We start from the raw sequence: 11,399 nt of genomic DNA on the forward strand, positions 1-11,399 counted from the left end.
GAATGGTAAGCAGCGGCGGATCTGCGGCGGGACGGTCGAGCATGAGCTTCGGGCTGGTGTCCTTCGGTGAGGCGCTCGGCGACCCGGCGCCCGTCGCCGACGTGGTGGCGCAGTACACCGACGACGTCAACCGCGTCCTCGGGTACGGCTACCGGCGGGTGCACCGCGCCGCGCCGGACGTCGGCCTGACCGACCTCGCCGAGCGGGCCGCCCGCCGCGCCCTGGACGCCGCCACGCTGCCCGCCGCGCAGGTGGACCTGCTGGTGCTCGCCGTCACCGACCTCACCGAACACCTCTACTGGGACGCCGCCGCCGACCTGGCGTACCGGCTCGGCGCGGCCGGCGCCGAAGCGGTGCTGCTCACCCAGGCGTGCACCACCGGTGTGCTCAGCCTCGACACCGTCGCCGGCAAGTTCGCCACCCACCCGGAGTACGCCACCGCGCTCGTGGTGGCCGCGAACCGGACCTGCGAGGCGTACTGGAACCGGATGGACACCCAGCCGATGGTGTTCTCCGACGGCGCGGTGGCCACAGTGGCCCGGCGCGGGCATCCCCGGCTGCGCTGGCAGGTCACCGAGGCGGCCACCGACGGCCGCTACGCCGGGTTCTACCGGCTCGACGGCGGTGGCGCGGCGGCGCCGTTCGCACCCGGCGCCGAGCCGCCCGCCGCCCGCGACGTGTGGCACGTGATGGAGTTCTTCGACTACGACCCCGAGCAGTTCGCGCAGTACGCCCGCCACCTCGACGAGCGGATGGTGCGGGTCACCGAACGCGCCTGCGAGCGAGCCGGCGTCACAGTCGCCGACCTGGCGCGGCTGATCCTGGTCGCCGACAACGAACGCGCCATGACGTCGCTCGCCGAGGCCCACAAGGTGCCGCCGGAGCGGACCAACCGGGAGCTGGCGGCCGAGTACGGGCATCTCGGCGCGGCGGACCAGCTGTTCGGACTGAGCCGCCTGTTCGACGCCGGTGAGCTGCACGACGGCGACCGGGTCGCGTTGATCTCGTTGGGCCGGGGCACCCACTGGGCCTGTACGATCATCGAGGTATGAGCATGTCCAGCCGGCTGGTGCGGCTCGTCGCCGACGCGCTGGAACTGCCCGTCGACCAGGTCGACGCGCAGACCGGCCCCGCGACCAGCGCCGCGTGGGTGAGCCTGCGTCACCTCCAGATCGTCGCGGCCGTCGAGGACGCGTACCGGATCTCGCTGACGCCCCGGGAGATCCGGACCGTGCGGTCGGTGGCCGACCTGCGCGCGCTGCTCGCCCAGCGGGGTGTGCCGGAGTGACAACCGCCCCGGCCCCGCTCGACGACGCCGACCTCGACACGGGGCTGCTCATCCGCCGCTTCGAGGAGCACCTGCTGCGCCTGTACGCCGACGGTCACCTCGCCGGCACCACGCACACCTGCCTCGGCCAGGAGTACGTCCCGGTCGCGCTGGCCCCGCTGCTGACCGGCGACTTCGTGTTCAGCAACCACCGCGGCCACGGGCACTACCTGGCGCACTGCGGCGACCCGGCGGGCCTGCTGGCGGAACTGCTCGGCCGCGAGGGCGGGGTGTGCCACGGGTACGGCGGCAGCCAGCACCTGCGCCGGGACCGGTTCCTGTCCACCGGCGTGCAGGGGGAGAGCCTGCCCGCCGCTGTCGGCGTGGGGCTGCACCTCAACCGCGCCGGGCAGGACGCGATGGTGGTGGCGTACATCGGCGACGGGACCTGGGGCGAGGGCGCTGTCTACGAGGCGCTGAACATGGCCGCGCTGTGGCGGGTGCCGCTGCTCGTGGTGGTCGAGCACAACCGGATCGCCCAGTCCACCCCGACCACCGCGCAGCTCGCCGGCACCATCGCCGGCCGGGTCGCCGGGTTCGGCATCACCGTCAGCGAGTCCGAATCGCTCGACCTCACCGAGGTGCGCGCCGCCGCCGCGCCGCACGTCGAGCGGGTCCGCGCCACCCGGACGCCGCACGTGCTCGTGCAGCACACGGTCCGGCTCGGCCCGCACAGCAAGGGCGACGACACCCGGCCCGCCGGCGAACTCGACCGGCTGCGCCGCCTCGACTGGCTCCAGCGGTACGCCGAGGCGTACCCGGAGCGGTTCGCGGCCGCCGACGCGCGGGCCCGGCAGCGGGTGGCGGAGGTCTCGGCCGAGGTGCTGGCCCGGCCGCTCGCGCGCGGAGCGGCGGCGTGACGCGCGCCGAACGGGTCAGCCGCAACCTCAACCGGGCCCTGCACGCGCTGTTCGCCGCCGACGAGCGGGCCTGGCTGCTGGGGGAGGACGTCGCCGACCCGTACGGTGGGGCGTTCAAGGTGACCCAGGGGCTCTCCACCGCCTACCCGGACCGGGTGCTGTCGACGCCGCTGAGCGAGAACGGCATCACCGGCGTCGCGGGCGGCCTGGCGTTGTGCGGCGACACAGTGATCGTCGAGATCATGTTCGGGGACTTCGCCGGTCTCGCCTTCGACCCGATCCTCAACCTGATCACCAAGTCCGTCTCCATGTACGGCGAGCGGACCCCGATGCGGGTGGTGATCCGCTGCCCGGTCGGCGGCGGGCGGGGCTACGGCGCGACGCACAGCCAGAGCCCGCAGAAGCACTTCATCGGCATCCCGCACCTCGCGCTCTACGAGCTGTCCCCGCTGCACGACGCGGCCGACGTGCTGGCCGCCGCGCTGCGCCGCGACGAACCGGCGATGCTGTTCGAGGACAAGGTCCTCTACACCCGGCGGCGGTACGTGGACGGCCGCGTCGACGACCGCCTCGCCTTCGAACTGCGCGGCACGGACGGCAACTGGGCCCGCGTCCACGACCCGGACGCCACCGGCGCGCCCACGCTCGTCATCGCGCCGGGCGGGGTCGCCGACCGGGCGATAGCCGCCGCCACCCGGGCCGCCGAGCGGGGACGTGCGGTCGAGGTGCTGGTCCCGGCGCGGCTCTACCCGGTGGACGTGGACGGCCTGCGCGGCCTGCTCGACGGCGCGCACGGCGTGATCGTCGCCGAGGAGAGCAGCGCGGGCGGTACGTGGGGGAGCGAGGTCGCCGCCCGCCTGCACGCCGAGGCCTGGCCGCTGCTGCGCGGCCCGGTCGAGCTGGTCAGCTCCGCCGACCGGGTCATCCCGTCCGCGCCGCACCTGGAACGGACAGTGCTGCTCGGCACGGAGGCGATCCTGGACCAGATCATGCGCCTGCCCGCCGCGGTTCCGGTGCCGCGCACCGATTCCTCGCCTGCCGGTCCGCCGCCGCCGGATCCGACCTCGGCGGCGCCGTCGGGCGTCCCGGTGGACGTACCCCGGCTCAACCCCAACGACGACAGCTACGTGCTGCTGGAATGGCTGGTCGTGGACGGCGCCACGGTCGAGGCCGGTGAGCCGGTCGCGGCGGTCGAGACGTCCAAGGCGATCGAGGAACTGGCCGCGACACAGCCCGGCGTGCTGCGCCAGGACGTGGCCGTCGGCGCCGACTGTGCGCCGGGCGCACCCATCGGCCGGATCCTGCCCGCCCCGGTGCCGCTGCCGGCCGTGCCCGCCCCGGTGCCGCTGCCGGCTGTGCCCGCCCCGGTGCCGCTGCCGGCTGTGCCCGCCCCGGTGCCGCCGGGACGGCCGCTGCCACCCGCACAGCGCCGCATCGCCGACGTGGTGGCCACCTCGCACCGGGAGATCCCGGTGGCCTTCACCGCCGTGCGCGTCGACGTGACGGCCGCGCTCGCGTACGCCCGCCGCGCCGCCGACGAGACCGGCGCCGCGGTCGGCCTGACCGAGGTCGTCATCGCCGCCGTGGCCGCGCTGCACGAGCGGTTCCCCGCTCTCTACGCCCGGCTCACCGACGACGGCCTGATCCTCGACGCGGAAGCGCCGTCGATCGGGCTCACCGTCGACGTCGGCACCGGACTGTTCCTGCCGGTGATCCGGGACGCGGCCGGGCTGGACCTCGGCGACCTCGCCGACGCCGTGGTCGCGCTGCGGATGAAGGCGCTGCGCGGCCGGCTCCGCGAGGAGGACATGGCCGGCATGAACGTCCTGGTCGCGCTCAACGACACACCCGGCGTCACGGTGGCCCGGCCGATCATCCCGCCCGGCGTCACCTGTGCCCTGTCGGTGCCGGACGTGCACCGTGAGGTCGTGCTCGACGGCGACGGCGGGGTACGCGAGCGCACGGTGGCGGACCTGGGCCTGGCCTACGACCACCGGCTGGTCAACGGGGCGCAGGCCGGGGCGTACCTGGCCGCGCTCGGCGACGCGCTGCAACGGTGAGGAGGCCCGCCCGGGGCGCGTGACCTGCGTTACCTCTCGCCGGGACGGGAATGTGATCACCGGGGGCGCATTTGACTCACTGTGTGAGTGCCGCACCCTCCCGCGCCCGGTCGCACGACCGGGCCGGGACGCCCCAGACGACCGATGCCGCCCCGACGCCCACCCCGGGCGACCTGATGAGCCGGAGCCGGCGGCTCAAGCTCGTGCTGGTCCTCGGCTCGCTGATCGCCGTGGGTCCGCTGACGATCGACATGTACCTGCCCGCGCTGCCCGCGATCGTCACCGACTTCGCGACCACGTCGGCGGCGGTCCAGTTGACGCTCACCGGCACGCTCGCCGGGCTCGCCGTCGGGCAGTTGCTGATCGGGCCGTTGTCGGACGCGGTCGGGCGGCGCCGCCCGCTGATCGCCGGTCTGATGCTGCACATCGTGGCGTCGGCGCTGTGCGTGGTCGCCCCGAACATCGCCGTCCTGGGCGTCCTGCGCGTCGTGCAGGGCCTCGGTGTCGCCGCGACCGCTGTGGTGGCGATGGCTGTGGTGCGTGACCTGTTCACCGGGTCGGCGTTCGCCACGATGCTGTCCCGGCTGCTGCTGGTGATGGGCGCGGCGCCGGTCCTCGCCCCGACGCTGGGCGGCGGCGTGCTGCGGTGGACCGACTGGCGCGGTGTCTTCGTGGTCCTGGCCGTCTTCGGGGTGCTGCTCGTCGCGCTGGCCACACTCGCGCTGCCGGAGACGCTGCCGCCCGCGCGCCGCCGGCGCGGCGGAGTCGTCGCGACCGTGATGACGTACGGCGGGCTGCTGCGGGACCGGGTCTTCGTCGGCCTCGTCCTGGTCGCCGGGCTCGCGATGGCCGCGCTGTTCGCGTACGTCGCGGGCTCGTCGTTCGTCCTCCAGGACGGGTACGGGCTCGACGAGCAGCAGTTCGGCCTGGCGTTCGGCGCGGGCGCGATCGGCCTGATCGGCGCCACCCAGTACAACGTGCGGCTGCTGCGGCGCTACCCGTCGCAGTGGATCCTGGTGACCTCGCTGGTGGCGGGCACGGTGGCCGGGTTGGCCCTGGTGGTGTTCGCCGCGACCGGCTTCGGTGGGCTGCCCGCCCTGCTGGTGTCGCTGTGGCTGGTGCTGGCGGCGGCGGGCCTGGCCATGCCGAACGCCCCGGCGCTGGCGCTGTCCCGCCACGGGGAGGCGGCCGGCACCGCCTCGGCCCTGCTCGGCGCGGTGCAGTTCGGCGTGGGCGCGGTGGCCGCGCCGCTGGTGGGCGTGCTAGGCACCGGCGCGGTGGCGATGGCGCTGGTGGTGGCCGGCGGCATGGTGGTGGCGCTGGTGGTGCTGCTGGCGGTCGTGCGGCCGTCCCAGCTCGCCGGACTGGAGGCGGCGCCGGCGGTCGCCGTCGCGCACTGACCGGGCCGCCCGGATCGCACCGGGTGCGCGCGGTGCCTACGCTGCTGCCATGACCGCCCCGGCCCGCATCCTGGTCGAGGGGATCCACGGCTCCGGCAAGTCGACGCTCGCCGCGCATCTGGCGCAGCGGTTCGGCCTGCCCTGGCATCCGGTCGACGACCTGCTGTGGGAGCCCGGCTGGGTCGAGGTGCCGGTGGCGGAGCAGCGTCGCCGGATCGAGGCGATCTGTCGGCGCGACAGCTGGATCCTCGACGGCGCGTACCACGGCTGGCGGGACGTGGTCCTCGGCCGCGCCGACCTGGTGATCGGCCTGGACCTTCCGCGCGGGGTCTCGTTCCGGCGGCTGCTGCGGCGCACGCTGCGGCGGCTGGCCGGCGGGGAGCTGATCTGCAACGGCAACCGGGAGACACTGCGCAGCGTGCTGTCCCGGGACTCGATCCTGGTGTGGCACCTGACCGGTTTCGGCCGGGCACGCCGACGCCTGCGGGCCTGGGCGGCCGACCCGGCCGGACCGCCGGTGCTGCTGTTCGGCGACCAGGCCGCGCTCGACGCCTGGCTGGCCCGCGGAGCGCCGCTGCCGCCGCATCCCGGTCCGGACCGGGGCGGCCTGCGGCCGCTGACGTGACTACATGGGGAAGCGGCCCCGGCGCCACTGCCAGTGCCGACCGGCCCGGAGGTGGTCGATGACCGCGCGCTGGAGCACGGTACGGCGCGGCAGCCGGTCCAGCGGCGTGTCCAGGGTGCGGAACACGAACCGCAGCACCTCGACGTCGCCGTCCAGCCCGGGCTGCTCCTGGTAGGGCTCCAGCGTGAACCGCCGCTGGAACCGGACGATGTTGGAGTCCTCCGGCAGGTACTCGCGCAACTGCGGGTCGAGCAGCCAGGAGCCGCAGGAGAACGCGGTGTAGCGCTCGCCGGGGAAGTGGCGCGGGAAGAACGCGCGGGCCCGGTCCAGCGACGCGTCGACCGCCTCCGGGGTCAGCGGTCCGGCGTCCGGGATGTGCAGGTCGATCGCCTCGGCGTCGCCGCGCTGGTGCTGGAGCCGGCCCAGCTCGTAGAGGCCGCCGCGCGCGTGCAGCGTCAGCCAGCACTGCATGACCGGCCAGCCCTCGCCGTTCATCCGCCTGTCGACGGCGAGGTTGTTGCCCAGGTCGGCGAGCGTCGCCCAGGACACGTCGTCGGGGACGCCGTGGTCGCTGTGGTAGGCCCGGACCACGTCGACCAGTGCGAGGTACGCGTACGTGTAGAGGTGCCGCCAGGCCGGGCCCCGTTCGCGGGGCAGCGCCGGGCCGGGCGGTAGCCAGGCGTGGCCGCCGAGGTCGGCGCAAACCAGGGCGATCGAGCGGTCGAGCAGCCAGCGCAGCTCCGGGGTCCACAGTGGCGAGCCGGGCTCCGGCCAGCCCGCCAGGATCTCGGCGGCGTCGTCGGGGCGGACCGCGAGCCGGGCCAGCAGGGCGGGCGCGTCCGCCCGGTCGGGCAGCGGCGCGGAGGGCCGGTCACCGGCGAGCCGGTGAACCCGGTCGACCTCCTCGGCGGGCACGCCGAGCCGGCCGGCGACGTCATCGACATCCATGGCGGTGACGCTACCGGCCGGCGCCTGCCCCGACAGCCCCGTGCGTGCTCAGCGGCGTTGCTGGCACGGCACGCAGAAGCGGGCCGAGGGCAGGATCTCCAGGCGGGCGGTCGGGATGTCCTGCCCGCACCGCTCGCAGACGCCGTACGTGCCCTCGGACATCCGCTTCAGCGCCTGGGCGGTGTCCGCGACGCCCTGCCGGGCGGTCTCGATCAGCCGGCGCAGCGTGTCCGGGTCGTGGCCGCCGTAGTCGGGCTGCCGCGTGTGCAGCGTCAGCTCGGTGAGCTGGTCGGTGTACTCGCCGAACTGCCGGTCCAGCAGTTCGCGCAACGTGTCGGTGCGGTCGAGGGCGTGCGTCATGATCAGGCGCTCCTTTCCGGGCGGCGCTGGGTGTCGTGCGGGTGTCGCAGGGCCGAGATGGCGGCCATGCCGGCGCCGGTCAGCGCGGCGGTACGGGGTGACGCGGCGCGGTGCACCGTCGCGCCGAGCGTGGCGACCAGGCGGGCGGTCACGTCGGGCCGGGTGGCGCCGTCACCGATGACGATCGGGCCACGGGCCAGCGCGTCGCGGACCAGAGGTCGCAGTGTCGCGTCCTGACGCAGCTCGCGTACCAGCCGGGAGGTGGTGTCGGCGAGCATGGCGGCGGTCGTCGCGTGGTTGAGGTCCCGGGTACCGACCTCGGCCCGGCGGGCGGCGACCACCCGGCCGTCCTCCAGCAGCGCCACCTCGGTGAGCTGGGCGCCGATGTCGGCGACCAGCAGGGTGCCGGCGGCGGCGCCGGCGCCGATGGCGCCCGCCCGGACGCTGTCGAGGAACAGCAGCCGGGACGGCGCGAGCACGGCGGTGAGCACGCGGCGCGTCGCCTCCTGCTCGGCCGGCGCGGCGAGCACCGGACGGCAGGCCACGACGAGCGCCCCGACCGGGACCGGGGTGCGGTGGTCGCGCAGGATCCGGCGCAGCTCGGAGACGCAGGCCGGACCGTCGACGATCCGGCCGCGCCGGACGACCGGGCTGCGCAGGCCGTGACCGAGCGGGACGCTCAGCGTCCGGCCCGGTCCCAGCCAGATCCGCAGCAGGCTGCTGCCGAGGTCCACGGCGATCGGCGCCGCGTCGACTGTGACCGGCGGGCGGCTGCCGTGGGAGCGGCCGATCAGCATGCCGGTACGGGCCGGAGGGCGAATGGCTGTGACAAGGTGCGGCATACCGACCTCTCTCGGATCAGGGTGCCCAACCGGGCGGTGGACGGTGCGGGGAAGGGGCGTGGCCGGGGCCGCGGGCGTCGGATTCACTCGACGACGCCGGCGGCCGGGGGCTCAGACGCGCTTCTGGTCGCCGCTCGCAGATCGGGACGCGAGGAGTCCGGCGGACACCGGTGGCGGAGCCATCGACGTGCGGGTCATGCTCACCACCTCCTCGCTGCTCGGGTACCGCCTCGGACCTCCAGCGTCGCCTGGAACACCACGCGCGGCAGTGCACGCCACCGGCCAACAAAGGGCGCAATGATTGCCGGTGGCCGGAACCCGGATCCGCCCGTCCCCCGTGGCTATGGTTGACACATGGAGAACGCGAGCTCAGCTCGAACGTCCACCGCGTCGCCCTAGCGCCGGCCGGCTCCGGCGGGCCCCACGGCGGCCGCGTCCGAAGGAGGTCCCCGTGATCATCGAACGTACGACCCTCCCCGGCATCGGGGTCCGGCACACGCTGACCACGGAGGAGGGCCGCCGCATCGGCGTGATCGACTACCAGGTCGGCGGCCGGCGCGACGTCGTCCACGACGACCCGGACGACCCGGACCGCATGGTCACGCTCACCCTCACCCGCGACGAGGCGTCGGCCCTGGCCAACCTGCTCGGCTTCCCGGAGCTGGTCGCCGTACCGGCCTGAGCCGCCTGTCACACCGGCGGCGGACCCGGACCGGCGGCGGCGCTATGCCGGCAGCGGCCGGCGCGGCCAGTCCAGCGCCCGCGCGCCGAGCACGGCGGCGTGCAGCGTGAACCGGTCCCGCGCGTCGGCGGGGTCGTAGCCGCTCAACGCCCGGATCCGGGCCAGCCGGTAGGTGACCGTGCGCACCGACACGTGCAGCCGGCGGGCGGCCTCGGTCGACACCTCGCCGCAGGCGAAGTACTCGTTCAGTGTGTCCAGCAGCGGCTCGGCGCCGCCGCGCGCCTGGGCCAGCGGCGTCAGCACCGCCCGTACCAGGTCGACCATGGCGGGCTGGTCGCGCAGCAGCACCCGGTAGATCAGCAGGTCGTGCGCATCGATCACGGATGCCTCGCTGTGCAGGCGCCGCGCCGTGGTGAGCGCCTCCCGGGCCTCCTCGTACGAGCGGGCGATGCCGTAGACGCCCGGGTGCGGGCGGCCCACCGCCACCTGCCACGGCCGGCCCCGCACCAGCCGGTCCAGCTCGCCGTGCATCAGCGTGCCCAGGTTGCCGGTCGCTCCGGCGCCGCGGCCCCGGTCGGCGGTGACCGGGTCCGCCGGGGCGACCACCACGAGCAGCCCTTCCTTCGTGGCCACCAGCACGTCCCGGTCACCGAGCCGGTCGAAGATGACCCGCTCCAGCGCGCTGATCGCCGCCTCCGTGTCCGGCAGCCGACGGCCGGGCGCGGCGAGAGCGACCTGGTGCACCCGGGCCAGGTCCAGGCCGAACGGCTCGGCCCGTTCCACCAGCCCGCCCAGGTCGGAGTCGCCGCGCAGCAGGTCGTCGACGAGTTCCCTTCGCAGCGACTCCTCGCGCCGGACGAGTTCCCGGCGGGCCACCGCGTACCCCTCGGCGAGCGTGGCCACGGCGGTGTCGACCACGTGCAGGACGGCGTCGGCGGCGGCGCGGACCGCTTCGCTGTCGTCGGACCGGTCCAGGTGGGGAAGCTGCCGCCAGACACGCCGCGCCGCGGACAGGTAGAGGCGCACCGCGCGGCCGGCGGAGATCCCCTGCTCGGCCGCGCGCCGGCCCAGCGCGCCGACCGCGTCGAGTTCGGCGCGGCGGGGACGGCGGCCGGTCACCGCCGCGTCGGTCAGCAGCCGCAGGTAGTCGCCGAGCAGCTCCACCGGCACGCCGCCCGCGTCGGCACCCGCCTCGCGGGCCACCTCGGCCAGCCACTGCTCGTCCTCGCCGCCCGCCACCGGTGCCGGCCGGCGGACGTTGTCGGTCATCGCGGTCTCCCCGGACGGGGCCGGCATCGGACGCCGGCCCACCACACCAGCCTAGGCGGCGGGTCCGGCCGGTCCGCCGGTCATCCCCGCGACTGTGGTTCCGGGTCGATCACCAGCGCCGGGCCGGTCCGCCGCCCGCCGCGAGGGCCGCGGGTCAGCAGCTGCGCCGTCCGCGCCGGGTCGTCGCCTGCGGCCACCTGATCGAGTACGCGCAACCAGCGCTCTCCGTGCGCGTCGGTGAAGCCGGTGCCGACGACGGCGATCCGGCGGCCGGTGACCGGGCCGGGCGTGGCGCGTCCGGCCGGTTCCGTCGACCCGATCGCCGGCCCGTCCGGCACCCGGGCGGGTTCGGCGCGGTTCCCGGCTGCGACCACGAGATCCGGCGATCCGCACCGCACCGCCCGGACCGCCCCGGCGCGGTCCACGTCCACGATCGTGGCACGCAGGTGACCCGCCGGGGCGAGATCGCGTACCACCCGGTCGAGCGCGTCGACCAGGTGCGGCACTGTGCGCCGCGGTCCGGCGGGGGTGTCCAGCGCGGCGCCGCTGACCGTGCCGAGCAGGACACGCAGTCCACCGCCGCGGACCGGGACGGCGGCGCCGATCTCGCCGGCGGTGCCGCAGATCGCCAGCGCGGCGCTCCCGGCCCCGGCCGGCACGGTGAACACGGCGACGTCCGGCGGCGCGGCGGCGCGCGCCACGGTCGCGGTACGCGTCCGGCGGCGGGCCCAGGCCAGGACCGGCACCGCGGCCAGGCCGGCCGCCGAGGCGAGCAGCGCCTGCGGGTCGCTGCGGTGGCCGGGGATCACCGGTACGACGACTGACAGCGCGACCAGCACGCCCGCCCACGCCGACACCAGCGCCGCCACCCGGGGCCGGGCCGAGACGCCGAGCAGGCCGGGCAGCAGCACCCAGCCGACCGGCGTGCTGACCTCGGCGAGGCCCATCAGCATCGCGTTCCCGGTGGTGCCCGCCAGGGCGGCTCGCATCGGCAGCACGCCGACCACCCTATCGGGGCGACCGGCG

12 protein-coding genes are annotated in these 11,399 nt (G+C 75.6%); 7 read left to right on the plus strand and 5 right to left on the minus strand.

Annotation, left to right across the window (positions count from 1 at the left end; all coding sequences use genetic code 11):
- Positions 1 to 41 precede the first annotated feature (41 nt).
- From IF06_RS0103390 to IF06_RS0103415, 6 genes are all read left to right on the plus strand, one after another.
- Positions 42 to 1,052, plus strand: coding sequence for a 3-oxoacyl-[acyl-carrier-protein] synthase III C-terminal domain-containing protein (locus IF06_RS0103390; RefSeq protein ID WP_013285810.1), 1,011 nt, complete (start codon positions 42 to 44; stop codon positions 1,050 to 1,052).
- Complete coding sequence (locus IF06_RS0103395) at positions 1,049 to 1,288, plus strand: acyl carrier protein (protein WP_232236612.1); 240 nt, start codon at positions 1,049 to 1,051, stop codon at positions 1,286 to 1,288. The genes IF06_RS0103390 and IF06_RS0103395 overlap by 4 nt, the downstream gene beginning before the upstream one ends.
- Positions 1,285 to 2,187, plus strand: coding sequence for a thiamine pyrophosphate-dependent dehydrogenase E1 component subunit alpha (locus IF06_RS0103400; protein WP_030268923.1), 903 nt, complete (start codon positions 1,285 to 1,287; stop codon positions 2,185 to 2,187). The genes IF06_RS0103395 and IF06_RS0103400 overlap by 4 nt, the downstream gene beginning before the upstream one ends.
- On the plus strand, positions 2,184 to 4,247 hold the full coding sequence (locus IF06_RS0103405; RefSeq protein WP_030268925.1) for a 2-oxo acid dehydrogenase subunit E2: 2,064 nt from the start codon (positions 2,184 to 2,186) through the stop codon (positions 4,245 to 4,247). Before IF06_RS0103400 ends, IF06_RS0103405 begins: the two co-directional genes overlap by 4 nt.
- Before the next feature lie 176 nt (positions 4,248 to 4,423).
- Entirely contained in the window at positions 4,424 to 5,647 is a 1,224-nt protein-coding gene (locus IF06_RS0103410) for a multidrug effflux MFS transporter (protein ID WP_030268927.1), read from the plus strand.
- A gap of 49 nt (positions 5,648 to 5,696) precedes the next feature.
- Complete coding sequence (locus IF06_RS0103415) at positions 5,697 to 6,272, plus strand: hypothetical protein (protein ID WP_013285815.1); 576 nt, start codon at positions 5,697 to 5,699, stop codon at positions 6,270 to 6,272.
- Here the strand turns inward: IF06_RS0103415 and IF06_RS0103420 are convergent, their stop codons facing one another.
- The 3 genes from IF06_RS0103420 to IF06_RS0103430 are packed head-to-tail and all read right to left on the minus strand — an operon-like array spanning position 6,273 to position 8,422.
- Complete coding sequence (locus tag IF06_RS0103420) at positions 6,273 to 7,220, minus strand: acyltransferase domain-containing protein (RefSeq protein WP_030268930.1); 948 nt, start codon at positions 7,218 to 7,220, stop codon at positions 6,273 to 6,275. It abuts the gene before it with no gap.
- Positions 7,221 to 7,268: 48 nt separating this feature from the next.
- Complete coding sequence (locus IF06_RS0103425; protein ID WP_013285817.1) at positions 7,269 to 7,580, minus strand: TraR/DksA family transcriptional regulator; 312 nt, start codon at positions 7,578 to 7,580, stop codon at positions 7,269 to 7,271.
- 2 nt (positions 7,581 to 7,582) lie between these two features.
- On the minus strand, positions 7,583 to 8,422 hold the full coding sequence (locus tag IF06_RS0103430; protein ID WP_013285818.1) for a rod shape-determining protein: 840 nt from the start codon (positions 8,420 to 8,422) through the stop codon (positions 7,583 to 7,585).
- Positions 8,423 to 8,873: 451 nt separating this feature from the next.
- On the opposite strand from IF06_RS0103430, the gene IF06_RS0103435 reads away from it, so the two are divergent.
- Positions 8,874 to 9,104 (plus strand): hypothetical protein, encoded by a 231-nt coding sequence (locus tag IF06_RS0103435; RefSeq protein ID WP_013285820.1) that lies wholly within the window; start codon positions 8,874 to 8,876, stop codon positions 9,102 to 9,104.
- A gap of 42 nt (positions 9,105 to 9,146) precedes the next feature.
- On the opposite strand, the gene IF06_RS0103440 is transcribed toward IF06_RS0103435, so the two are convergent.
- Positions 9,147 to 10,373, minus strand: a complete 1,227-nt coding sequence (locus IF06_RS0103440) for a PucR family transcriptional regulator (protein ID WP_013285821.1) — start codon at positions 10,371 to 10,373, stop codon at positions 9,147 to 9,149.
- An 80-nt stretch (positions 10,374 to 10,453) separates the two neighbouring features.
- The gene (locus tag IF06_RS0103445) at positions 10,454 to 11,362 is read right to left on the minus strand and encodes a hypothetical protein (RefSeq protein ID WP_030268933.1); all 909 of its coding nucleotides are present in this window, start codon (positions 11,360 to 11,362) and stop codon (positions 10,454 to 10,456) included.
- Positions 11,363 to 11,399 lie beyond the last annotated feature (37 nt).

It is taken from the genome of Micromonospora globosa (genome assembly GCF_000717585.1).
Classification (GTDB): domain Bacteria; phylum Actinomycetota; class Actinomycetes; order Mycobacteriales; family Micromonosporaceae; genus Micromonospora; species Micromonospora aurantiaca.